Source organism: Bacillus pseudomycoides DSM 12442, from assembly GCF_000161455.1.
Classification (GTDB): domain Bacteria; phylum Bacillota; class Bacilli; order Bacillales; family Bacillaceae_G; genus Bacillus_A; species Bacillus_A pseudomycoides.
Genome location: NZ_CM000745.1, coordinates 4634042 through 4659314, shown reverse-complemented (window position 1 = coordinate 4659314; position 25273 = coordinate 4634042). Strand labels below are relative to the sequence as shown.

Here is a 25273-nt window from a genome sequence, read left to right as displayed (position 1 = left end):
TATATTTTTCTATATAAAGTGAAACTTTAATCAGTAGTTTTTTTCATCCCTCACTGATTATTAGCACTAATCAATTAGTACTTTTACAGGCAGTTCATCTCCTAGTTAATTCCGCTCCTTCTATTTGAATTTCGTGGTGAGAGTATTACTTGCTCGCAAATAGCGGGATAAATTTTCTAACTGTCATGTGCCCATTCATGATAGAATCGTTGTGTTATGAATGGAAATAGAGGTGCAATATACATATGAATAACATACAAACAGGGTTTTCATCTTTTTTTAGTAAAATAATTATTGGAACTATGCTTGCCTTTTTTGTTTATTCTTGCTGGAACGCCTTCGAGGGAAGTAAGCAATTTTTGGGAGGAAGCGCCACAAGTTTAACGATTGTGCTATCAATTTTCGTGATACTCCTTTTACTTCTTGCTTCTATTTTGCAATATCGATTTACGGATAAACAGTTTCTCATTTTTCTAATGAGTATGACAGTGCTGGTTAGGCTTGGAGCAGTTCTCTTTTTTGATGCTCCAGTTATAGGTGATATGAGAGCTATGTATGAGACTGCAAAACAAGTTGCGCTAGGAAGCAGTAATGTAACTGTTGTTAGTCAATTACCTTTCATTATATATGAGTCAGTATTGATTCGTGTGTTTGGCGATGCTACATTTGTTTTGCAATTTTTTAATGTTTTGTATTGTGCAGGAACAGCGTTTTTCATTTATCGAATTGCTGCAAGTTTATTTCAAGAAGAATGTGGCCGAATTGCTGCAGTGTTTTACTCGCTATATTTGCCAAATATTCTTTCATGTTCATTATTAACAGGGGAATTATTCTCTATATTTTTATTTTACTTTGCGAGTTATATATTACTACATAAAGGATTGAGTCATTCTTACATGTGGGCATGTGCTGCGATACTATTTGCTCTTAGTAATATGATGTATCCAGTAGGCATATTTATACTTATTTTAGTAATTGTGTATGTCTTGCTAGTGGAAGTATTCCAAAGTGCAGATAAACAAAATGTATTGTTAAAATTAATAGGGATTTTAGTCGTATTTTATGTTACTCATTTTGCTGTGAATTATGGGATTCAAGCAATGGGAATAAAACAGTATGCCATTTCTAACGATGCGTATGTGCAATCGGTTTTAATCGGGGAAGAGCGTAATAAACAAGAAACCGTTCAAGCACAAAGTATGAAAGAGCGCTTGAGTCAAAAGTTAAAAGAGTTAGAAACAGAGCGGTTAGCTGTGGTTAAGCCAAGTATAGATCAGGTATCATCAGAGGGAATGAATGGAATATTGCTAAAAGGTGAAAAACTCATCTTTATAGCTGTAACTTTATTTATGTCAATTGCGCTTTTACATTTCCTTATTCAGAAACAAAAGAGCGAAGGCTATATGTTGTTACTGTTACTTATAACAGGATATATTGGAATGAAGCTTTTTAATGCAGATATTGTGCACGATGGTTTAACGATACCAAGTCTTTTCATTTTACAAAGTTTAGGTGTATATATGTTGTCATCCTATTGTCAAAAGCTATTTTTCAAAAAATAAAGTGAAGCCTTGCGTAGCAGGAAGGTTTGATCTTATATTTTTAGGGGAATCTTGAAGCGTGTGATAAAAGAAAACTCACCGTTTTTTAAAATGGTGAGTTTTTTCTTATATTTAGGCAATAAGGAGTAACTATTATAAATAAAGAGAATTCGATTTGAATTCTCTTAATGACTTTTATTAGCTTTTGCATGAGCCTTAAAGAAGACTGGAAAATGCACATTATATATAACGGTGACTACACGTATGATGAACGTTACTAGTAAGCAGATATAAAAGGCTAATACGTGTGCACCCATTTCATACGTAATTAGGAAACTAATTGCACCTAGAATAGAAGCAATTGCATAGATCTCTTTACGGAATACATAGGGAATATCTTGAGCGCAAATATCGCGCATAATCCCTCCACCAATACCTGTAATAACACCCATCGAAACAACTAAAAATGAAGCATCAACGTGATGCGACATTGCAGCGTTTGCGCCAATAGCAGTAAAAACGCCTAAACCGACAGCATCTGAAAGCATGATTACAACTTGAAGTTTATTAATGCGTTCGAAAAACATACAAGTAAAGAGAGCTGCTAATACACTGACTAAAAAGTAAATCGGTTGTACAAATGCAACGGGAGGTAGGTTACCAATCATAATATCACGAATAATTCCGCCACCGAGTGCAGTAGCTACAGCTAAACAAAGGACACCAAATAAATCTAGATCTTTCTTTAAACCAACTAATGTACCAGAAATGGCAGCGGCGACAATGCCAAGAAACGTAAATATTTCGATTAATAACATAGCTCTAATCCCTTCCTCTTAAAGATGTTCCAGAGCAAAATATACACTAAAGTTTTAGAAATAACAATTACTTTTCGTTACATGTAGAAAAAAAGAAAAAATGGGGAAAGAAAGCGTTTGAAGATACCAGATATATGACATGTGAGAAGGGGATTTATTATCTTTTATCTGCATAAATAGGAAGTGGTTAACTAAAAAATTATGGTATAATAAATATTTGAGACGAGTTAGAAGTTTATTGTAAATTGTATAAAGTGAGATAAGGTAATGATAGTTATGGGGGTTCGAGATGTTAGGAAATAATAATTTAAGTAATAAATTCGGGGATTTTTTATTGATTTTCATTATGTTACAGCCGGTTTTAGACTTACTCACGTCATTTTGCATCATGGTTTTAAAGATTGATACGACAATTGGAATTATTACGCGTCTATTTGTAATGGTTCTTGGTGGAATCTATATTTTATTTCAGGCAAGAGAAAAAGAAAATCGTAAATATATCATATATTTAATAGTAGTTGGAATTGTTCTTGCTGCAGGTTTAGTAAATAATAAATTGGTTAAAAGCCCTATCATGTTGGGAGAAGAAATTAAATTTATAGCAAAAGCATTATATCCATTTATCATGCTTACTTGTTACATTTTTGTGTTTAAATCATTACGTGAAAAAGCAAATGCATATTCAAAAATGCGTAACTATATTGTGTATTCAGCATTAATTATAAATAGTATCATGGTTATTTCAATTGCGACAGGAACTGATTATAATAGCTACGAATGGGTGAAACTTGGTTCACGTGGGTGGTTCTATGCAGGAAATGAACTAGGATCTATTTTAGCAGTTATATGCCCAATTGTTGTTCTATATTCAATTGAAAAAACAACAAGCATAGCGAAAAGTTATTTTTGGATTCCTTCTATTTTAATTATCTTCTCATTATTTGCTGTTGGTACGAAGGTGGGAGTTGGAGCCATTTTTGGCACAATGGTTGTTGCTGTTTTCATGTGCTTTGTTCAGGCATTTTTACAGCGTAAAGATAGAAATAAGAAGTCATATTTACTGAATGGCATCCTTGCAACTGTTGTTTTTGCTGGAGCACTAGCATATACACCGTTTTCGCCATTCTTAAAAAATATGGGATTTCACGTCCAAGGTCTTAATGAGAAAAAAGAAGTGAAAAAGGCGGAAGAAAAGAAGGAAGAAAAAACGCATCATAAACCGCCTGTAACACAAGAGGAAAAAGCAAAAGCAAAAGAAATAGAGAAAAAAGAGGAAACACAAGCAATAATCTTCAGTGGACGTGAGATATTTGAGAAAATGTATGAAGATTACTATGCAGAAGCTCCAACATCTCAAAAATTATTCGGTATGGGATATGCTGGGAATTTCAAAGAGAAACCGAAGCTAATTGAAAGGGACTTTCATGATTGGTTCTATACATTTGGGATTGTCGGTTTCATCCTACTTTTAATCCCATTTTTATACTTCGGTGTGAAAATTCTTCTCGTACTAGTAACTAGGTTTAAAGAGGTATTTACAGTAAGATACGGGTTATTAGCAACCGCATTAGGATTAGGTATGGGTATTGCATTTATAGCGGGACATGTATTTACAGCGCCTGGAGTAAGTATTTATTTCGCTGTGATTTTTGCATATTTAATCGTTGATTTAGAAATTGAATGATAGAAAAATAAAAGCTAGCGTCACGTTAGCTTTTATTTTTTGTTATAGTAAACTATAAGAGAACATAAAGATGGAGGAAGAAAGAGATGAAAGTGTTGCATATGAATGCTGGAGCAGAAGAAGGTGGTGGAAAAACCCACATTATTTCACTTTTGTCGCAATTTCCAAAAGCTGAAGTTGAACTAGTTGTGTTTGAAGAAGGTGCAATTGCTAGAGAAGCAAGAGAGCTCGGAATTAAAGTGCACGTTTTTTCTCAATCATCTCGTTATGACATATCGATTCTTTCTAAAATACGTACGTTTATTAACGAAGGACACTTTGATATTGTGCATACACATGGTGCGCGCGCGAACTTTTATCTTTCTCTTCTAAAAAGGAAGATACGTGCAAAATGGGTAACAACAGTTCATAGTGATCCAACTCTTGATTTTATGAAACGTGGTTTGAAAGGTTGGATCTTTACAAAGTTAAATTTACATTCATATAAGAAAGTTGATTTATTTTTTGCAATTACAGAACGTTTTAAGCAAAATACTGTAGCACTCGGTGTGCCAGCAGATAAAATTTGTACCATTTATAACGGGATTGAGTATGATGACATTCCAGCGAAACCTTATAACTTAAAAGATGAATTAGGTATACAAGAAGGAGTATTTACAGCGATTCAAGTAGCCCGCCTTCACCCTGTAAAGGGGCATAATATTTTATTCGATGCCTTGCAAAAAATAACAACTCCTAATATGAAAGTATTGTTAGTTGGCGATGGCCCGATTAAAGAAGAGTTGAAAGAAGCAGTAAGGCAGAAAGGGTTAGAAGATAAAGTATTATTTTTAGGTCATCGTTCGGATGTAAAAGAATTATATGCATCCGCCGATATTAATTTATTAACTTCTTATAGTGAAAGCTTTCCGCTTGTGTTATTAGAAGCTGCAAATCAACGTTTAACGTCTATTGCAACGAATGTTGGTGATATGGAACAGTTGATTGTCGATCCTACATACGGATGGATTGTGCCAATTGGTGATGCACATGCATTAGCAAGTGCATTAGAGGAAGGATATAAGAAGTGGGAGAATGGCGAATTAGCGGCGATGGGTGAACGTTTGTATGAGCATGCTTTTTCTCATTTCTCATTACGAAATCTATATGAAGATACTTATAAAGCATATAAAAAACTTTTATTGAAATAGAGAGGATTATAATTATGGCAGTACAAACAGTTGATATTTTAGGTGTCCCTTTTTCTACGATGACAATGGAAGAGACAATTCAATATATCATGAAGCAGCTAGAATCAGAACAAACTCATACATTTCAAGTTGTAACAGCGAATCCAGAAATCGTAATGTGTGCCAAAAAAGACCCAAGTTTTCATCAAACCCTTTTAGAAACAGATTTGATTACACCGGATGGTATTGGTGTTGTAAAGGCAAGTGGTATGCTAGGGACACCATTAAAAGAGCGCGTAGCAGGTTTTGATTTAATGAGTGATTTATTTGGAGCGTTATCGAAAGAGAATAAATCTGTATCTGTTTTTTTACTGGGAGCGAAACCACATGTTGTTAAGGGTGCTGCTGATCATTTAACAAAAACTTATTCAGCTGTATCTATTGTTGGTACGCAGGATGGGTATTTTAAACAAGAAGAGGAAGAGGGCATCATTGCTCGCATTCAAGAAGTAAAACCGGATATTTTACTTGTAGCTCTTGGATTCCCAAGACAAGAAAACTTTATTCAAAATAATAAGCATCGCTTACAAACAAAAGTAGCTGTTGGTGTAGGTGGCAGTCTGGACGTTTGGGCAGGAGAAGTAAAACGTGCACCAAAATGGATTCAAGCAATTCATCTAGAATGGTTTTACCGTCTGTGTAGCAATCCGACGCGTTGGCGTCGGCAGCTTGTATTAGCTGAATTTCTAAAAGAAGTGATGCGTTCGAAAAAGTAGCGATATTTCGCTACTTTTTTTATTTGTGAAAGCTAAAAATGTAGTATTCTCCACTAATGGAAGCTCTATTTTATGGGAAGATTAAAAGGAAACTTTTAAGTGAAAATAGGGATAAAAGTATTTTACTTATACAATATACACATGTAAAATGAAGTGTAAAGACACCTGTGTAAGGAGGACTTCTAGTGGGGGATATAAAAGAAATTTCAAAGCGCAAGCTTCTTGGAATAGCGGGGCTTGGTTGGTTATTTGATGCAATGGATGTTGGCATGCTTTCATTTGTCATCGTTGCGCTGCAAAAAGAATGGGGAATAAGTAGTCAGGAGATGGGATGGATCGGAAGTATCAATTCTATTGGTATGGCGGTGGGAGCACTTTTATTTGGCATATTAGCAGATAAGTTGGGGCGCAAGTCTGTTTTTATTATGACATTATTATTATTTTCTATCGGTAGTGGGTTAACGGCATTAACAACAACATTAGCTATGTTTCTTATATTGCGTTTTTTAATCGGTATGGGGCTTGGTGGAGAATTACCAGTAGCTTCGACACTTGTATCTGAAAGTGTTGAGGCTCATGAACGCGGGAGAATTGTTGTATTACTAGAAAGCTTTTGGGCAGTTGGCTGGTTAATTGCAGCTCTAATTTCTTATTTTGTAATTCCAAAGTATGGCTGGCAAGTAGCGATGGTATTAAGTGCGATTCCAGCTCTTTATGCACTATATTTACGATGGAATCTACCAGATTCACCGCAATTTGAAAAAGTTGAGAACAAACAATCTGTTATTACAAATATAAAGGCGGTTTGGTCTGGAGAATATCGAAAAGCGACGATTATGTTATGGATCTTATGGTTCTGTGTTGTCTTTTCTTATTATGGCATGTTTCTTTGGTTACCAAGTGTAATGGTACTAAAAGGATTTAGTCTAATAAAAAGTTTCCAGTACGTATTAATTATGACATTGGCACAGCTTCCCGGATATTTTACTGCTGCATGGTTTATTGAACGCCTCGGCCGTAAGTTTGTGTTAGTTACGTATTTAATTGGCACAGCATGCAGTGCGTACGTCTTTGGAGTAGCCGAATCGCTTACAACATTGGTGATAGCAGGAATGTTACTGTCCTTCTTTAATTTAGGAGCATGGGGTGCGTTATATGCATATACACCTGAGCAGTATCCGACAGTAATTCGCGGTACTGGAGCAGGTATGGCTGCAGCATTTGGCCGTATTGGTGGTATTCTCGGTCCATTGCTAGTAGGTTATCTTGTTGCTTCACAAGCGTCTCTTTCATTGATCTTTACAATTTTTTGCGGTTCCATTTTAATTGGAGTGCTTGCAGTAGTTATGCTAGGGCAAGAAACGAAGCAGCAAGAGTTGGTATAACGAAAGAAGGGAGTCCAAGAGGCTTCCTTTTTTGTTGTTTTTAAGGAAAGTGATGGTATAGTAAATAGAAAATAAGGCTAGAAAAAGGGATTGTTTCTTACTAAGGCGAATGTATACAACAAGACATATGGACAAAAGAATTAGGTGGTTGGGCAGATGAAAATTTTACTTATCATGGAAGATGCAGAACATCGAAATCGATTCATTGAGATATTTACAGAAAATATGCGAAATGTAGAGTGCTTTGAAGCAGGAACAGGAATGGAATCTTTACAAGTAGCTAAAAAGCATATTCCTGATTTCGTTTTTTTAGATACAGAATTAAAAGATGGTACAGGGTTTGAATTCTCTAGTTTATTACAACAATTAAATTGCGATACAAAGTTTATTTTTATCGGTGAGGATATAGAAGAGGCGATAACAGCTTTTCGCTTCCAAGCGTTTTATTATTTACTACGACCATTTCGTGAAGAAGATTTACAATTTCTCGTATATAGAATGGAACAAGACAAAGGAAAGAAAGTAAAAAGCCATTTGCGAAAACTTCCGATTGAAAGTCATGAAGGGATTACGTATATTTTTCCAGAGGATATTGTATATGTAAGTAAGAATAAGGAGAATAAAACGGTTTCAATTTATACAGCGAATAATCAGTATATTTCAACATATACACTTCAAGAATTGGAAAATAAATTAACAGCATATGATTTTTTACGTGTTCATAAAAGTTATTTAATAAATGTTATGCATGTTCAGGCATTAAAGCCTTATTATAATGGAACGTATAACCTTTATTTAGATAGGTATGATGAGAAACCGATTCCTGTTAGTCGAAACTATGTAAAACGACTTCGAAATAAAATTGAACTATGACAAGTTGTAAGTGAATTTCAACATGTTAACATAAGAATCCTTCATGATAAGGAGGATTCAAATTAAATATTCAGAAAATTTAGTACAATCTCCACTAAGAAGTAGTATAGGGGGGATTGTATGTGAAGGCGTTTAAGTCAATTTTACTTTGGGGTATCATCGCAGCATTAGGAGCAACCGGATTTGGTGTAATTGCCCTATCACAAGGTGAAACAATTAATGCTGTATGGCTATTAGTAGCAGCTGTTTCTGTATATGCAGTTGCTTATCGTTTTTATAGTAGATTTATTGCACAAAAAGTATTTGAGCTAGATAATAATCGGCAAACACCTGCTGAGACGCTAAATGATGGAAAGGATTATGTTCCAACAAATAAATGGGTATTATTTGGACATCACTTTGCGGCAATTGCAGGAGCGGGTCCATTAGTAGGGCCGATTTTAGCAGCGCAAATGGGATATTTACCAGGAACAATTTGGATTATTGTTGGAGTTGTAATTGCAGGAGCAGTACAAGATTTTGTTATTTTATTTGCTTCCATGAGACGTAATGGAAAATCATTAGGCGAAATGATTAAAGATGAGATTGGTCCTGTAACAGGATTAATTGCGATGATTGGTATTTTAGGTATTATGATCATTTTATTAGCAGTATTAGCTTTAGTAGTTGTGAAAGCACTTGTCGGTAGCCCTTGGGGAATGTTTACGATTGCAGCGACAATTCCAATCGCTATTTTAATGGGTGTTTATATGCGTTATATTCGCCCAGGGCGTGTTGGAGAAGGATCAGTTATCGGTATTATTTTACTTCTTTTATCTCTTGTTGGAGGACAGTATGTAGCTGAGAAACCTACGCTTGCAAGCATGTTTACTTTTAGCGGTGAAACAATTGCAATTATGCTTATTGTATACGGTTTTATTGCGTCTGCATTACCGGTGTGGATGCTCCTTGCTCCACGTGATTATTTAAGTACATTTTTAAAGATCGGAACGATTGTTGGGCTAGCAATTGGAATTCTAATTGTAGCACCAAACTTACAAATGCCGGCTGTATCCAAGTTCATTGACGGAACAGGTCCAGTGTTTTCCGGAAATCTATTTCCGTTTCTATTTATTACAATTGCTTGCGGGGCTGTATCAGGATTCCATGCTTTAGTTTCCTCTGGTACTACGCCGAAGATGATTGAAAGAGAAGGGCACGCACAACCAATTGGTTACGGGGCAATGTTAATGGAATCGTTCGTTGCGGCGATGGCCATGATCGCAGCTTGTGTATTAACACCAGGAACATATTTTGCAATTAATAGTCCGGCAGCTCTTATCGGAACGGATGTATCACAAGCAGCTCAAGTTATTTCTTCTTGGGGATTTGCAATTACACCAAATGAATTAAAGGATCTTGCTGTAAATGTTGGTGAACAAACGATACTATCTCGTACAGGAGGAGCGCCAACATTAGCAATTGGGATGGCCTACATCTTTTCACAAGTAATCGGTGGAACTGCGATGATGGCATTCTGGTATCATTTTGCTATTTTATTTGAAGCACTATTTATTTTAACGACAATTGATGCTGGTACACGTGTAGGACGATTTATGATTCAAGATATTTTAGGGCATGTATATAAACCATTTGCGAAAACAGATTCTACACTGGCTAATGTGATTGCAACAACGTTATGTGTGTTAGGATGGGGGTATTTCTTATACCAAGGTGTAGTTGATCCGCTCGGTGGAATTAATACATTATGGCCACTCTTTGGAATTGCTAACCAGATGTTAGCGGGTATTGCGTTATTGCTCGGAACAACGATATTGTTCAAAATGGGGAAAAAGGCGTACGTTTGGGTTACGCTTATCCCAACGGTAGGTTTGCTGATTGTGACGATGACAGCAGGCTACCAAAAATTATTCCATGAGAATCCGAAAATTGGATTTTTATCGCATGCAAAAGTATTCCAGAGCGCCTTAGATGAAGGGGAAATACTAGCACCGGCCAAAAATGTGGCACAAATGAAGCAAATTATCTTCAATGATTATATCGATGCTACGCTTTGTGGAATTTTCATGTTAGTTGTAATAGCAGTTCTTATTTCTGCTATTCGTATATGGATTAAAGTATTGCAAAATAAATCTATACCATTAAAAGAAGCACCATATATTCCAAGAGATGAAAGTGAGTCGAGAAATTATGCTTAAAAAATTGGAGAAGGTGTGGAGAACACGAAAGCAATTTATTAGTTTGCTTGTTGGAGTACCAAGTTATGAAACGTACGTTACCCATATGAAAGAGTACCACCCAGAAGCACCGATTTTATGTCGAAAACAGTTTTTTGCTGAGGCGCAAGAAGCTAGGTTCAATGCGAAAGGTGGAAAAATATCAAGGTGTTGTTGAAGAGAAAGAGCGATTCGTCGCTCTTTTTTTACTTTTTTGTTGTTTCACGTGAAACAGCAAGAAAGTAAAAAGTTTTGGAATTGATAGAAGTAAAATTAGCATCATAAAAAACAAGCTATCTATAGATAGCTTGTTTTTATGATGCTATTTGCGGGCAGTAATACTCCCACCTCAAAGTTCAGCGAAAGCAAAGAAATTACGTGGGAGATAAACTACCCGTAAAAGTCCGATTGGTGAGGACTGATTAAAGTTTCACTTTATTCCTTATACAAGTTCTTTTCCAGCAGCAAATTTACGATATGCACCGTGATGTGTTGGTCCTACATATTCGTTAATCTTGAATGAGTGACGAATTGCTGCTGTGATGAATTCTTTTGCAGTTTTTACCGCTTCTTTTACAGATTTACCTTTTGCAAGTTCTGCTGTAATTGCTGCAGAGTATGTACAACCTGCGCCGTGTGTATTTGTTGTATCAATTTTCTCTGATTCTAAAAGATCAAATGTTTCTCCATCGTACAATACATCGATTGCAGTTTCTGTACCTAGCTTGCTACCGCCTTTAATTAGTACATATTTTGCACCTAAAGCATGGATTTTTTTAGCAGCTTCTTTCATGTCTTCAAGAGAATTAATTTTCACACCGCTTAGTTGATATGCTTCAAATAGGTTTGGTGTAACAACTAATGCTCTTGGAACAAGTACATCGCGTAAGCAGTCATTTGTTTCAGGATGCAATGCTTCATCTGCCCCTTTACAAACCATAACTGGGTCTACTACTACATTTTGTAGATCATGCTTTTCAATTGTTTCAGCAACCATTTCAATGATTTCAACAGATCCAAGCATACCCGTTTTTAAAGCATCAACACCAACACCTTCAATTGTTGTTTCTAATTGTGGTTTGAGTGTAGAAGCAGGAATCGGGAATACGTTATGTGCCCAGCCGTTATGTGGATCCATTGTTACGATTGTTGTAAGAGACGTCATTCCGTATACACCAAGTTCTTGAAACGTTTTTAAATCCGCTTGTATACCAGCGCCACCGCTTGTGTCAGAACCAGCGATTGTAAGTGCTTTGTTTAATGTCATTGTGAAAGCCCCCTCAGGTGATATAATGAAAACTACATTTTTAACCATTATATCAATCTTATGAATAAGTACAAAGTGAAAAAGTTACTTGTTTGTTTGAGAATATATTGAATTTAGTACAATGAGAAAAGAAAATATTGTATGTAGGAGACAATTTATGTTTCAGGAGAACCGTATAAGCGAATTAGCGATATTAAAAGAGATTGCAGAAACATTAAATACATCCAATGATACATATCATGTGCTACAAGCGGTATTAGAAAAATTGCTGCATGTAACAGGATTAACAACAGGATGGATTTTTCTTGCTGATGAAAATGGTAGGTATACAAAATTAATTGATTATCATTTACCAGCAGCGCTTACCTTTCAAGATAAAAAGCCAATGTGCGAAGGAGAATGCTGGTGTTTACGCCGTTTTGTGGAGGGGAAATTAGAACGAGCGGTTAATATTATTGAATGTAAACGAATTAACAATGCGGTTGAAAATAATTGGGGTGATACAGAAGGAATTCTTCATCATGCAACCGTTCCATTAAAAGCTGGCGGAGAAGAGTTTGGAGTCTTAAATGTCGCTAGTCCAGGGAAAACACATTTTTCTGAAGAAGAACTGATGCTATTACAATCGGTTGCCCTGCAAATTGGAACAGCTTTAAAACGAACGAAACTATATGAAAATGAAAAGAAACGGGCTCATTATTATGTGAAACTAGAGCGTTTTATTCAGGAACTAAGAAAAATTCATAAGTTAAATACATTACCAGAAGAAGTTGTAAAACAAGTGGGGGATGTATTTCTATGGGAGCAAGTTGCATTTTTTATACAAGAAGAAAAAAAGATATCCATGCGAGCTTGCTATAAGAAATATGTATCGGAAAGAGATATGGAGTTAGAGAGTATTGCAAAAGAAGCGATAGAAAAAAATCAGCCTGTTTTGTTGAAAAGACAGTCTAATGCCTCTAGCATTGTTGCTCTAATACAAATTCGAAATCAAGTGTTTGGTGTTTTATGCGTGAGTTCGAAGCATGGAGAGTTTGATGAGAACACTGTAGATATTGTACAAGCGTTAACGAATCATATTTCATTAATGATTGAGAATTTACGGTTAAATGAACAGCGGCGTGAACTTGCTCGGATGGAAGAACGAAACCGTTTGGCAAGGGATCTGCATGATTCAGTTTCACAAAAGTTATTTTCATTAACATTTATGACGAAGGGTGCCGAAGCTGTTTTAAAGGGACAAAATGAAACGGTAGATCAATCTCTTCATGAGATGAGGGAATTAGCACAAGGTGCCTTAAAAGAAATGCGAGCACTTATTTGGCAACTTCGTCCAGCAGGGTTAGAAAAAGGTTTGCTACTCGCTTTAAAGCAATATGGAGAGAACTTAGGGCTGAACATTCGTGAGCAAGTTAAAGGTGTGCGTGAGTTACCGCGTGTAGTGGAAGAAACATTATGGCGAATTGGACAAGAGGCTTTAAATAATGTGAGTAAACATGCAAGGGTAACAGAGGCGACAATTTATTTGAAAGTAACAGAGAAAGAAGTGTCCTTAGAGGTAGTTGATTATGGCCTCGGTTTTATAGAAAAAGATATAAAAGAGAAGAAATCGCTCGGTATGACAACAATGCGTGAACGCGCAGAGTTAATTGGCGGATGGATTACGATTGTAAGTGAGAAAAAGCGAACAAGTATAAAAGTTATCGTACCATTATAATGCGATGTGAAAATGAGGGAAACTTGTGAAGATAAAAGTATTATTAGTTGATGATCATACAGTTGTTTTAAAAGGATTAGCATTTTTTTTAAGCACACAAGAGGATCTTGAATTGGTTGGAGAGGCGAATAATGGGAAAGAAGCGTTGGTAAAGGTTCAAGAAGTACAGCCAGATATAGTTTTGATGGACCTGTATATGCCAGAGATGGATGGGATTGAAGCGACCGCATGCATCAAAAAGGAATATCCAAATGTGAAAGTACTCGTATTAACTAGTTTTTCCGATCAAGCGCATGTCTTGCCGGCTTTAAAAGCTGGGGCAAGCGGATATATTCTAAAAGATGTCGAGCCTGATCAACTTGTGGAAGCAATTCGTAGCGCATATAAAGGAAATATCCAGCTTCACCCTGATATAGCAAGTGCGCTTCTTTCCCAAACTTTGCCGCAAGCAGAGAAACAGGAGTCATCAAATATTCATGTAGATGTACTAACGGCAAGGGAGAATGAAGTGTTGCAGCTCTTGGCAAAAGGGATGAGTAATAAGGAAATTGCATCCGTGTTAGTGATCACAGAAAAAACAGTAAAAGCTCATGTAAGTAGTATTTTAGGAAAATTAAATTTATCGGATCGTACACAAGCAGCTTTATATGCAGTGAAAAATGGGGTCGTATAAGACAAAAGTCGTAGGACTTAGTTAGTCTTTAGGAGGCGGACTTTTTTTATGAAAAGATACGTCTATGTGAGGAAGAAATTGTTAGGATGAGAGGATAAAATGTATTTGTAAACAACAATAATTACAAGGGATTGTCCCTTTTTAGTGAGTAGATAATAAACAACGTAAGAGTAAGTAATAGGAGGAAAAAAGGCATGACAACAGTTTTATTTGTAAAAGCTAACAACCGCCCAGCGGACCAAGCAGTTAGTGTGAAATTATATGAAGCGTTTTTAGCAAGTTATAAAGAAGCACATCCCAATGATACAGTGGTAGAACTTGATTTATACAATGAAGAATTACCATATGTAGGAGTAGATATGATTAACGGCACATTTAAAGCAAGTAGAGGATTTGATTTAACAGCAGAAGAAGCAAAAGCAGTAGCTGTTGCTGATAAATATTTAGATCAATTCCTTGCAGCTGATAAAGTAGTATTTGGTTTCCCGTTATGGAACTTAACAATTCCAGCTGTACTGCACACATATATCGATTATTTAAACCGCGCTGGTAAAACATTTAAATATACACCAGAAGGCCCAGTAGGCCTTATTGGAGATAAGAAAATTGCGTTATTAAACGCACGCGGTGGTGTATATTCTGAAGGACCAGCAGCAGAAGTAGAAATGGCTGTTAAATATGTAGCAAGCATGATGGGCTTCTTCGGTGCAACAAATATGGAAACTGTTATCATTGAAGGTCATAATCAATTCCCAGATAAAGCAGAAGAGATTATTGCAGAAGGTCTTGAGAAAGCTGTTAAAGTAGCAAGCATATTCTAATGAACAAAATAATCGTTACTCAATAAGCAGTATCAATGTCTTTATGGCATTGGTACTGCTTTTTTTATTGTCGTTTGAGTTCATCTGCTAACTGTTGTAATTGCTTTCTGTCTTGTATCAAATACATTCTTCCTTCTTTTTTTAACCAATTTTGCTGACAAAACTGCTTTAATACATACAAGAGGTGACGATAACTAACATTTAAGTATTCAGAGGCCTCTGTATGTTTTTCAAGGTAACAATTGCTGTGTTCAGTTAACAGAATGAACGCAGCTAAGCGATTTTCTAAAGGATAGTTATAGCTTTTTGCATATTGTTCAGTTCGAGTGATTGTTTTTTCGCCAATAAATTTACACAACTGTTGTAAGAAGTGAGCATCCTGTAATAAGAGATGGCGACACTCTTTAAGAGGAAGAGCCAAACAGATACATGGTTCTATAGCTTCAATCCCTTTTGTTACAGATTCGACCCCAATTAATCCTAATTCTCCAATAATCGATGGGGCTTTTACAAAGTTAATTAAGGAAATTCTTCCATTCTGATGGCTCATATATATTTTTGCTTTTCCCGAAATTAAGTAATAAAGGTAGGGGAATGTCTCTCCTTCGTTACAAATGGTTTCATTCTTTTGAAATGAATGAACTTCTATATATGGCAAAATATCAAACGAAAAGAACATTTGGAAGTTGAAGCGTTGTACATAGCTATAAATTTCATCTGAATCTTTTTCGATTTTCATTTTTTCACCTCGCATTTAGTATGAGATATCTCCTATTCTTTTTACAAGCAGGAGTGATACGATTTGTTTGATGACAAAAGAAAAAGCGTATTTTGATAGAAGAAAGGGAGAGAAGCAACATGAAGAAATATCAAACATTACTATTTGATGTAGACGATACGTTATTAGATTTTAAAGCAGCGGAAAGAACAGCGTTACATTTGCTTTTTGAGGAACAAAAAATTCCTTTAACTGATGAAATTGCAGCACATTACAAAAAAACAAACCAAAATCTGTGGAAATCCTTTGAAGAAGGAAAAATAGAGCGTGATGAGGTAGTGAATACTCGATTTTCAATTTTATTTAAGAAGTATGGTCAAGAGGTGGATGGCCTTTTATTTGAAAAAAAATATCGTAGTTATTTAGAAGAAGGAAATCAGCTTATTCATGGAGTGTTTGAATTCATACAAAATATTCAAACCCAATATGATTTATATATTGTGACAAATGGTGTTTCTAAAACGCAAGATAAACGTCTGCATAATTCAGGATTACATTCATTCTTTAAGGGCATTTTTGTTTCAGAAGACACTGGTTATCAAAAACCAATGAAGGAATACTTCGAGTATGTCTTTGCACGAATTTCTAATTTTTCTGTGGAGAAAGGATTAATTATCGGGGATTCTTTAAGTGCAGATATTAAAGGTGGGCAGCTAGCCGGGCTAGATACTTGCTGGTTTAATCCTGAAAAGAAGTTAAACGATAGCGGGATAGTTCCGACTTATGAAATTCAAACTTTTGATGAGCTGTATGAAATTTTAAAATGTTAGTTCTTTTGAGGTTTTAAGGAAAATTTTATCATTTTAACCGAGAAGACCCCCTCCTCTAAACGAAGTGAAGGTGGGGGTAGTTCAATTTACTATTCGATATTTGCGCTAGTCGCTTGTTTATTCTCACTATTGTTAGGAAGTGGAAATAAATTTCCAATCATTGCAGCTCCAAGCATCGGTAATAATAAATTAATTGGGAAAAACATAAGTAATAGCACTGTAATAGCGATTGGTTTTCGTAATGCATAGCTTGAAATGGCTGTCGTCACGATAGCTACAGAAGCAATTGGATCTAGCGGTATGACAGTGGCCATAGCATATCCAATACTTGCTCCAGCAAATATAATCGGAAAAATGTGTCCTCCACGCCAACCTGTATTTAAACAAACTGCCGTTATACATAATTTTAAAACACCTGAAAGAAACAGCACCCCAAATGATAATTCTGTCCACTCATTCACTAATTCTTTTAATTGGTGTTCTCCTGAAAACATAGTATATGGGAGGAAAGTTCCGGCAATCCCTAAAATAATGCCACCTATAATCCCTAATGTTAGTTTATATTCTTGAAAAGGATGTACTACTTTTTCCAATGTATGTTCTACCTTGAAGTAAAAATAGCCTATACTAGCACCTATACAAGCAAGAGGTAGAAAGGCAACCCATTCATGAAGCGCAAAAGATCCTTCTCCAAAATTAACAATAAAAGATCCTCGATTATCAAATTTACTAAGCAATAAATAAACAGAAAAACCAGCCAAAGTAGTAGCGACATATACGATAGCTTTTTTCCCTTTGGAAACTTCAGCAAGTCGTTCATTCTCATTTTCACTTGGAGCTAAGTAACCGAATAACGGTGCATTAAAAATAACACTTAAAGTAGCGCCAATTCCAATTTCTGTTAGTCCCTGCATTCCTTTTACAGCAAAATGAAAGCGATCGCCAACCCATGTACAAAGCCCGCCTATAATCCCGACAAGTGCTGCTTCGGGCCCTAAGCTTGCTCCAAATACTAAAACAATAATAGCTGTTAATGTAGCTTGATGTACAAAACGGTATTCAATCCTACCTGTTTTCTTATATTCAGCCATTACCTCTGGCATTAAACGTGGGTATGTACCAAAGTACTTTTGTGATAGTCCAATAAGAAAACCACCGATTATTGTTACACAAATTGTGTAATAAGATGGTAATGCAAATTCTTTGGGTAAATATTCCCAAACGAAATGAATTCCAGCATTGGTGACAACTAAAAATAACCAGACTGTGGCACCAACGATAGAACCTAGAAATATACCGTACACGATGAGTAAATAGTGCATATTTCTCCTAATAGTCAATTTTTATGCCTCCTCTATTTATACGTTATTATGAAAAATTAGAGATTCTAATACGAAAATAATGAATTGAATATGCATATTATCTTTTTAAAGAATTACTTATTCAACATATATTATAAACATCATTAGTATTATTTCTTTTAAAGAAGCAAAATACAAGTGATGTTTAAAGCTTTTGATTTCATCGAAATGATACTGATCATGTCATGTACGGAAATAAATATAAATTATCTAAAATGCTATTGTAATCCCTACGAGAATTGTATACTAGTATAAGTTAAAATACGCATTAGATTTAGGAGGTTTCTTGTTTGATTCGTGATTTGAAAGAACAAGCGCTTGATGAGCTTGATGAAAGATGGGGATTAGCAGTAGGAGTTACTACATTGTTCTTTATATTCCCTTTCGTATGGTCTTGGAGCTGGAGTAAAGTAATAGAATCGTTTATGATGGATATTATTGTCATGCTAATGGTTGGGCCCTTAACTTTAGGTGCTTACTATCTTGCCTTAAATACAGTTCGTGACAAGACAGTTGGGATTGGGCAATTATTTAAATGGTGTAAAGGGTTAAATAAGCTTATTAAATCAATTTTAATATATTTACTAATGGATATCTATATTACTTTATGGGCATTGCTATTTATCATTCCAGGGATTGTTAAAATTTTCTCTTACACTATGACATTTTTTATTTTAAATGATCATCCGGAATTTTCAATGAACCAAGCTATTACGGAAAGTCGTCGTATGATGAACGGACATAAGATGGATTATTTCTTAATATGTTTAAGTTTTATTGGCTGGTTTATACTAAGTATCCTTACTCTAGGAATCGGTTTCTTATGGTTGATTCCATATTTTTATACTACAAAAGCAGCGTTTTATGAGAAAGTTTCAACAGACTATTATAAAAGAAAATCTTATGTTTAAAAACAACAAAGCATAAATGTTAATGGTTCATGCTTGCTGTTCTTTATAAGCATTTTATAAATTGTTATACCATTGAACGACTTGTGACCTCTTACTTTAACGATTGTGTTATGGTATATGATCTATATATCACTTACAGTAGATGCTTTACACGCAAAATAAGCAAATATTTCATAAATACGAAAATGGCCAAGGGTTCTTTCAAAAAATCCTTGGCCCTTAATTTTTTTAGAATATCACGTGCATGATATCAAGCAGTAGGCTTACCAAATTACCACTATAGAATCTTACAAAACTGTCATGTTGTTGTAAGGTCTAGCGATAGTAAAAGAATAGATTTTCCTACATAATAAAGGTATAACAACAAACACAATTTCATGAGGTGATACATATGAATGGAAATAAAGTTTTATCTTCTTTTTCGTACTGGAGTGTTCTTTTTGCCCCTGTCTTATTCCCGCTAATTGTTTGGATTCTCGGAGATCATGAAACAAAAGGTCATGCGAAACGAGCTCTATGGACACATCTTATTCCGGGAATTACTACTTTTATAGGAATTGTAGTATTGGGAATTATGGATGTCGGTTTTAAGCAACCAGGTACAACAATGGCTATTGGCGCAATGATTATGGTATGTATTTGCGGCCTAATTAGTCTATACTTTTTTATTTGGAATATTGTAAAAGGGATTCGAGTAATTAGAGCATAACCTCTAGGGTATCTACTATTCTTCGTATTCATCATTGTAATTCTTATTTAAGCTTAGCTTGATGACGAGGGGATATTTCCCTTGGTTCCTTGAATTTTAATTTTTATAATAAACAGTTAATAAAATATTTTGTAAACATTCAGAAAAATAATTGACATTAGGAAATTATTGCTATAAAATCAACGGTAATTGCATAGTCTTATCAAGAAAAGGTGGAGGGACAGGCCCTATGAAACCTTGGCAACAGCCGAATAACGGAATTGTGCCAAATCCTGCAGGTAATAAACCCTGAGAGATAAGAAAGAGACTTTAGAGCGTGTTTTCAAACTGCTTCTTTCTTGTTAGGGAAAGAAGCAGTTTTTTTATTTTCTATAAAAGAAAGGAGAATAAGGAATGGGAGAATCATGGGGAAAAGGAACCATTTGTGTGCAAGGTGGTTATACACCGAAGAATGGTGAACCACGTGTTTTACCACTTTATCAAAGTACGACGTATAAATACGATACGTCCGATGATTTAGCAGCGCTCTTTAATTTAGAGGCAGAGGGCTATATTTATACGCGTATTGGGAATCCGACACTAGCAGCATTTGAACAAAAGTTAACAGAGTTAGAAGGCGGAGCCGGATCTGTTGCGACAGCCTCTGGTCAAGCGGCTATTATGCTTGCTGTTTTAAATATTTGTGGCAGTGGTGATCATTTGCTTTGTTCTTCAACCGTTTATGGGGGAACCTTTAACCTGTTTGGAGTAAGTTTGCGTAAGCTTGGTATTGATGTAACATTCTTTAATCCGAACTTAACTGCTGATGAGATTGTGGCACTTGCAACTGAAAAAACAAAGCTGATTTATGCAGAGTCCCTTGGAAATCCAGCGATGAATGTTTTAAATTTTAAAGAGTTTTCAAACGCGGCAAAAGAACTGGAAGTACCGTTTATCGTGGATAATACTTTGGCGACACCATATTTATGCCAAGCGTTTGAGCATGGCGCAAATATTGTTGTTCATTCTACAACGAAATATATTGATGGCCATGCGAGTTCATTAGGTGGAATTGTCATTGATGGAGGAAATTTTGATTGGACAAATGGAAAATATCCTGAGCTTGTCGAACCAGATCCAAGTTATCATGGCGTAAGTTATGTGCAGAATTTTGGCCAGGCGGCATATATTGTGAAAGCTCGTGTTCAACTATTAAGAGACTATGGAAACTGTATGAGCCCATTCAATGCGTATATTAGCAACATCGGTTTAGAAACATTACATTTACGAATGGAGCGTCATAGTGAAAATGCTCTTGCAGTTGCGAAGTGGCTTGCTAACCATGATCGTATTGAATGGGTGAATTATCCGGGATTAGAAAGTAATGAAAATTATCCGTTAGCGCAAAAGTACTTAGCAAAAGGTGCAAGTGGTGTTTTAACATTTGGTATTAAAGGAGGACTAGAACCTGCGAAAGAGTTCATTGCAAATGTGAAGCTGGCAACTCTTGTGACACACGTTGCAGATGCAAGGACATGTGTGATTCATCCCGCTAGTACAACGCACAGACAGTTAAATGAAGAAGAGCAACGTTTAGCAGGTGTTACATCTGATTTAATTCGCTTATCAGTCGGTATCGAAGATGTTTCTGATATTATTGCGGACCTAGAGGAAGCATTAGTTGGAGGCAAAGCGCATGCCGATCATTGTTGATAAGGAGTTACCAGCCCGTAAAATATTGCAAAAAGAAAATATTTTTGTGATGACAAAAGAGCGAGCTGAAACACAAGATATACGTGCTCTAAAAATTGCAATTTTGAACTTAATGCCAACAAAACAAGAAACAGAAGCGCAATTGCTCAGGTTACTCGGTAATACACCACTTCAACTGGATGTGCATTTACTTCATATGGAGTCTCATATATCCCGTAATGTAGCGCAAGACCATTTAACAAGTTTTTATAAAACATTTCGCGATATTGAGGGAGACAAATTTGATGGTCTCATTATTACAGGGGCCCCAATTGAAACACTTCCTTTTGAAGATGTAGATTATTGGGAAGAACTTGGACGCATAATGGACTATTCAAAAACGAATGTAACATCTACATTGCATATTTGTTGGGGAGCACAAGCGGGTCTGTATTATCACTATGGAATTCCGAAATACTCGCTTGAAGAAAAGATATTTGGTGTATTCGAGCATGAAGTGCATGAGCAGCATGTGAAATTGTTACAAGGATTCGATGAGCTCTTTTTTGCACCACATTCACGCCATACGGAAGTACGCGCAGCTGATATTGAAAAAGTACGAGAGTTGACATTACTAGCAACATCAGAAGAAGCAGGTGTCCACCTTGTTATGGGGCAAGATGGAAAGCATATTTTTGTTCTTGGTCATAGCGAATATAGCTGCGATACGTTAAAACAAGAATATGAACGCGATAAACAAAGAGGGCTAGATATTAAGGTTCCCAAAAACTATTTTAAACATAATAATCCAGCTGAAAAGCCACTTATAAGATGGCGGAGTCATGGAAACTTATTATTTTCAAATTGGTTAAATTATTATGTGTATCAAGAAACCCCTTATATTTTGTAAGCTGATCATTATATAACACGTGGCAACGTTTTCTTTACACGGATTACTTTATATTTTTCCGAATGTTCAAAATATATTGTTTTTCAGAATCTTAACTTATATAATGGCATCTAAATACAATTCTTTAGAGGGGTGGACAGTATCATGAATGAAATTCAAGTGGGCTTATTAGGCCTTGGAACGGTTGGCAGCGGTGTGGTTCGTATTATTACGAATCATCAAGATCGTCTTATGCACCAAGTTGGTTGCCCAGTGAAAGTAACAAAAGTATTAGTGCAAAATATTGAAAAAGAGAGAGAGGTCCAAGTACCCTCTACCTTATTAACGAAAAATGCAAATGAAATTATAGATAATCCTGATATTGATGTTGTCATTGAAGTGATGGGTGGCATAGAGGAAGCGAAAGCATATATTTTACAAGCTTTGAAAAATGGTAAACATGTTGTTACTGCTAATAAAGATTTAATGGCATTGCACGGAGCAGAATTACTGACGGTGGCAAAGGAAAATCAAGCTGACTTATTTTACGAGGCGAGCGTAGCTGGAGGGATTCCAATTCTGCGCAGCATTGTAGAAGGACTTTCTTCGGATCTTATTACGAAAGTGATGGGAATCGTGAACGGAACAACAAACTTTATTCTGACAAAAATGTCTGACGAAGGGAGAGCATATGACGACGTGTTAAAAGAAGCGCAGCAGCTTGGATTTGCGGAAGCAGATCCAACATCAGACGTTGAAGGTTTAGATGCAGCAAGGAAAATGACGATTTTAGCTACTCTAGGTTTTTCTACAAATGTAGAGCTTGGAGATGTGAAGGTGAAAGGGATTACTTCCATTACTGAGGAAGATATCGCATATAGTAAAAGCTTAGGATATACAATTAAATTAATTGGACTGGCGAAGCGTGATGGTGAAAAGTTAGAGGTAACAGTTGAGCCAACATTACTTCCGAATACACACCCTCTTGCAGCTGTTCAAAATGAATATAACGCCGTATATGTATATGGTGAAGCGGTAGGAGAAACAATGTTTTATGGACCTGGTGCAGGAAGTTTACCGACAGCGACAGCGGTTGTTTCTGATTTAGTTGCGGTAATGCAAAATGTGCGCCTTGGTGTAACTGGGAATAGCGCAGTTTCTGCGCAGTATGAAAAGGTATTAAAAGAGCCAGATGAAATTTTTGTGAAGAAGTTTTTACGCCTACATGTAAAAGATGAAATTGGTGTGTTTGCAAAAATTACATCTTTATTCTCTGAACGCGGTGTTAGCTTTGAAAAAATTATTCAAATGCCACTCGGGGAGAAAGGAAAGGCTGAGATTGTTATCGTAACACATCGTGCATCACTTGCAGACTATGAATATATTTTACATACAATGGGGACATACGAAGAAATAGATTGTGTGAAAGCAAACTATCGAATCGAAGGAGATGCTAGGTAATGTGGAAAGGTTTGCTTGCTGAGTATAAGGAGTTTTTACCTATTACGGAAAAGACACCTCCCTTAACATTGCATGAAGGTAATACACCACTTATTTTACTAGAAAACCTTTCAAAGCGGTGGGGCGTAACAATTTACGGGAAAATAGAGGGGGCAAATCCAAGCGGATCGTTTAAGGATCGCGGTATGGTAATGGCGGTAGCAAAAGCAAAAGAAGCAGGGAGCGGAGCGATTATCTGTGCATCTACAGGTAATACGTCTGCATCTGCAGCAGCTTATGCAGCTAGGGCAGGACTGTCGTGCATCGTTATTATTCCAAACGGGAAGATTGCATACGGTAAATTAGCGCAAGCTGTCATGTATGGTGCTGAGATTATAAGTATGGATGGGAATTTCGATCATGCTTTGCAAATTGTACGTAAGCTTAGCGAATCATCACCAATTACACTTGTAAATTCTGTTAATCCATACCGAATTGAAGGGCAAAAAACAGCTGCATTTGAGATTTGTGATGCGCTTGGGAAGGCGCCGGATATTTTAGCAATTCCAGTTGGTAATGCAGGCAATATTACAGCGTATTGGAAAGGTTTCAAAGAGTATCACGAAAGACTTGGTACGGGTTTACCAGAGATGCGCGGCTTTGAGGCTGAAGGAGCAGCGGCGATTGTGCACGGACATAAAATTGAAGAGCCAGAAACAATCGCAACAGCAATTCGAATTGGAAATCCCGCAAGTTGGGAGCAAGCCGCCCTAACTGCAGAACAATCTCGAGGTAAAATTGACGAAGTAACAGATCGTGAAATTCTTGAAGCGTATGAATGGCTAGCCAAGTATGAAGGAATCTTTGCAGAACCGGCTTCATGTGCTTCTCTTGCAGGTGTTTATAAACAATTGCAAAGCGGGGAAATTACAAAAGGAAGCCAAATTGTAGCGGTATTAACAGGTAACGGTTTGAAGGATCCAAATATCGCCATTGATACGAAGGGAATTCAACCAGTCGTGTTACAAAATGATGAGAAGGTTGTCTTTGACTATATTCAGGGAGCTGTCTTTCGGTAAAATAGATGAAAAAAGCCTATTGTAGCGTTATTCGCTCAATAGGCTTTTTTCATGTGGAGGATTTTTGTACCAATCTGAATAAATGCTTGAATGATCCAGCCTGTTGTAAAGGAAAGGATAATTGTTCCGAAGTAAATAGGCCCATCTAATAAGAAACTGAGTGTCAAAAATAGCAAAGCTAATGAAATTTCTGTTCTGCGAAACGTCCACTTTTTCTTTTCAGACATTGTTAAGACAAAGGCCTCTTGTGGTGCTGCACATAATTGTGTGGAGACATAAATTCCAATTCCAGCGCCAACAAATAGATTTCCGCACACAAGTGTTATATATTTTGGAAGAGAGCGGATTGAATCCATAATGATAGTAATAGAACCAATCCAATCAACAAAAACAGAAATAAGAACCATAGTAACAATTGTTCCGATTGTAATATGCTTCTTATTCAAAAATAGCACAATAAGTGTAAAGGCGAAGTTAATCATAAAAATCCAAAAGCCAATACTTACTCCAAAGTTTTGATATAGCGCAATAAAAAACGAATCATAAGGACTAAGGCCAAATGAAGTAATAGTTGTCATCATGTTAATTCCAAGAGATAGGATGAGTAGTCCGCTAATAAAAAATATATAGTCTAGTTTTAGACGTATCATATGTTTCAAATCCTTTCTGAATGTATTTGCTAGAAAAGGATATATTGTGGAAAGCTTACCAGGTCAAGAAAGAAT

General features: G+C 36.1%; 23 protein-coding genes and 1 riboswitch. Of the genes, 18 read left to right on the top strand and 5 right to left on the bottom strand.

Features of this window, described 5'->3' with window-relative positions; genetic code table 11:
• Positions 1–245 precede the first annotated feature (245 nt).
• Positions 246–1562, top strand: a complete 1317-nt coding sequence (locus tag BPMYX0001_RS23700; RefSeq protein ID WP_006096733.1) for a glycosyltransferase family 39 protein — start codon at positions 246–248, stop codon at positions 1560–1562.
• A gap of 164 nt (positions 1563–1726) precedes the next feature.
• Here BPMYX0001_RS23700 and BPMYX0001_RS23695 read toward each other — a convergent pair whose 3' ends face one another.
• Complete coding sequence (locus BPMYX0001_RS23695) at positions 1727–2359, bottom strand: trimeric intracellular cation channel family protein (protein WP_003202516.1); 633 nt, start codon at positions 2357–2359, stop codon at positions 1727–1729.
• A 289-nt stretch (positions 2360–2648) separates the two neighbouring features.
• On the opposite strand from BPMYX0001_RS23695, the gene BPMYX0001_RS23690 reads away from it, so the two are divergent.
• The 7 genes from BPMYX0001_RS23690 (at position 2649) to BPMYX0001_RS23660 (ending at position 10640) form a co-directional block, all read left to right on the top strand.
• Entirely contained in the window at positions 2649–4043 is a 1395-nt protein-coding gene (locus BPMYX0001_RS23690) for an O-antigen ligase family protein (protein ID WP_033799272.1), read from the top strand.
• Between the two features lie 86 nt (positions 4044–4129).
• Positions 4130–5233 (top strand): glycosyltransferase, encoded by a 1104-nt coding sequence (locus BPMYX0001_RS23685; protein ID WP_006096730.1) that lies wholly within the window; start codon positions 4130–4132, stop codon positions 5231–5233.
• Between the two features lie 14 nt (positions 5234–5247).
• Positions 5248–5988: a WecB/TagA/CpsF family glycosyltransferase gene (locus BPMYX0001_RS23680; RefSeq protein WP_003202522.1), complete on the top strand. Its 741-nt coding sequence runs from the start codon at positions 5248–5250 to the stop codon at positions 5986–5988.
• A 185-nt stretch (positions 5989–6173) separates the two neighbouring features.
• Entirely contained in the window at positions 6174–7373 is a 1200-nt protein-coding gene (locus tag BPMYX0001_RS23675; protein ID WP_003202523.1) for an MFS transporter, read from the top strand.
• 156 nt (positions 7374–7529) lie between these two features.
• Positions 7530–8246 carry a LytR/AlgR family response regulator transcription factor gene (locus BPMYX0001_RS23670; protein WP_033799271.1) on the top strand — a complete coding sequence of 239 codons (717 nt, stop codon included), beginning with the start codon at positions 7530–7532 and terminating at the stop codon, positions 8244–8246.
• 122 nt (positions 8247–8368) lie between these two features.
• Positions 8369–10444 carry a carbon starvation protein CstA gene (gene cstA / locus BPMYX0001_RS23665; protein ID WP_033799270.1) on the top strand — a complete coding sequence of 692 codons (2076 nt, stop codon included), beginning with the start codon at positions 8369–8371 and terminating at the stop codon, positions 10442–10444.
• Positions 10437–10640 carry a YbdD/YjiX family protein gene (locus tag BPMYX0001_RS23660; protein WP_026008488.1) on the top strand — a complete coding sequence of 68 codons (204 nt, stop codon included), beginning with the start codon at positions 10437–10439 and terminating at the stop codon, positions 10638–10640. Before cstA ends, BPMYX0001_RS23660 begins: the two co-directional genes overlap by 8 nt.
• Positions 10641–10904: 264 nt before the next feature.
• Here BPMYX0001_RS23660 and pdxK read toward each other — a convergent pair whose 3' ends face one another.
• Entirely contained in the window at positions 10905–11729 is an 825-nt protein-coding gene (gene pdxK, locus BPMYX0001_RS23655; RefSeq protein WP_003202349.1) for a pyridoxine/pyridoxal/pyridoxamine kinase, read from the bottom strand.
• Between the two features lie 157 nt (positions 11730–11886).
• On the opposite strand from pdxK, the gene BPMYX0001_RS23650 reads away from it, so the two are divergent.
• The 3 genes from BPMYX0001_RS23650 to BPMYX0001_RS23640 all read left to right on the top strand — a co-directional run bounded on the left by BPMYX0001_RS23650 (position 11887) and on the right by BPMYX0001_RS23640 (position 14940).
• On the top strand, positions 11887–13446 hold the full coding sequence (locus BPMYX0001_RS23650) for a GAF domain-containing sensor histidine kinase (protein WP_003209275.1): 1560 nt from the start codon (positions 11887–11889) through the stop codon (positions 13444–13446).
• A 25-nt stretch (positions 13447–13471) separates the two neighbouring features.
• Positions 13472–14119, top strand: a complete 648-nt coding sequence (locus BPMYX0001_RS23645) for a response regulator (RefSeq protein ID WP_006096725.1) — start codon at positions 13472–13474, stop codon at positions 14117–14119.
• A gap of 194 nt (positions 14120–14313) precedes the next feature.
• Positions 14314–14940 carry an FMN-dependent NADH-azoreductase gene (locus tag BPMYX0001_RS23640; protein ID WP_006096724.1) on the top strand — a complete coding sequence of 209 codons (627 nt, stop codon included), beginning with the start codon at positions 14314–14316 and terminating at the stop codon, positions 14938–14940.
• Between the two features lie 64 nt (positions 14941–15004).
• On the opposite strand, the gene BPMYX0001_RS23635 is transcribed toward BPMYX0001_RS23640, so the two are convergent.
• Positions 15005–15679 (bottom strand): transcriptional regulator YeiL, encoded by a 675-nt coding sequence (locus BPMYX0001_RS23635; protein ID WP_033799732.1) that lies wholly within the window; start codon positions 15677–15679, stop codon positions 15005–15007.
• A gap of 119 nt (positions 15680–15798) precedes the next feature.
• On the opposite strand from BPMYX0001_RS23635, the gene BPMYX0001_RS23630 reads away from it, so the two are divergent.
• The gene (locus BPMYX0001_RS23630; protein WP_006096722.1) at positions 15799–16488 is read left to right on the top strand and encodes a YjjG family noncanonical pyrimidine nucleotidase; all 690 of its coding nucleotides are present in this window, start codon (positions 15799–15801) and stop codon (positions 16486–16488) included.
• An 89-nt stretch (positions 16489–16577) separates the two neighbouring features.
• On the opposite strand, the gene BPMYX0001_RS23625 is transcribed toward BPMYX0001_RS23630, so the two are convergent.
• Positions 16578–17810: a chloride channel protein gene (locus tag BPMYX0001_RS23625; RefSeq protein ID WP_371388580.1), complete on the bottom strand. Its 1233-nt coding sequence runs from the start codon at positions 17808–17810 to the stop codon at positions 16578–16580.
• A gap of 329 nt (positions 17811–18139) precedes the next feature.
• Here BPMYX0001_RS23625 and BPMYX0001_RS23620 point away from each other — a divergent pair, with 329 nt between their 5' ends.
• The 6 genes from BPMYX0001_RS23620 (at position 18140) to thrC (ending at position 24548) form a co-directional block, all read left to right on the top strand.
• A complete protein-coding gene (locus tag BPMYX0001_RS23620) occupies positions 18140–18760 on the top strand; it encodes a DUF975 family protein (protein WP_006096720.1) in 621 nt (206 codons plus the stop codon).
• 391 nt (positions 18761–19151) lie between these two features.
• Positions 19152–19469, top strand: coding sequence for a magnetosome magnetite crystal formation protein family (locus BPMYX0001_RS23615; RefSeq protein WP_003209270.1), 318 nt, complete (start codon positions 19152–19154; stop codon positions 19467–19469).
• Positions 19470–19665: 196 nt separating this feature from the next.
• Positions 19666–19771: riboswitch (SAM riboswitch) on the top strand.
• Between the two features lie 91 nt (positions 19772–19862).
• A complete protein-coding gene (locus tag BPMYX0001_RS23610) occupies positions 19863–21161 on the top strand; it encodes a bifunctional O-acetylhomoserine aminocarboxypropyltransferase/cysteine synthase (protein ID WP_006096719.1) in 1299 nt (432 codons plus the stop codon).
• The gene (gene metA, locus BPMYX0001_RS23605) at positions 21145–22050 is read left to right on the top strand and encodes a homoserine O-acetyltransferase MetA (RefSeq protein WP_033799269.1); all 906 of its coding nucleotides are present in this window, start codon (positions 21145–21147) and stop codon (positions 22048–22050) included. Before BPMYX0001_RS23610 ends, metA begins: the two co-directional genes overlap by 17 nt.
• Positions 22051–22194: 144 nt before the next feature.
• Positions 22195–23490, top strand: a complete 1296-nt coding sequence (locus BPMYX0001_RS23600) for a homoserine dehydrogenase (protein WP_006096717.1) — start codon at positions 22195–22197, stop codon at positions 23488–23490.
• Positions 23490–24548 (top strand): threonine synthase, encoded by a 1059-nt coding sequence (thrC, locus tag BPMYX0001_RS23595; protein ID WP_006096716.1) that lies wholly within the window; start codon positions 23490–23492, stop codon positions 24546–24548. The genes BPMYX0001_RS23600 and thrC overlap by 1 nt, the downstream gene beginning before the upstream one ends.
• 35 nt (positions 24549–24583) lie before the next feature.
• On the opposite strand, the gene BPMYX0001_RS23590 is transcribed toward thrC, so the two are convergent.
• Entirely contained in the window at positions 24584–25198 is a 615-nt protein-coding gene (locus tag BPMYX0001_RS23590) for a YczE/YyaS/YitT family protein (protein WP_026008491.1), read from the bottom strand.
• Positions 25199–25273: the final 75 nt, after the last annotated feature.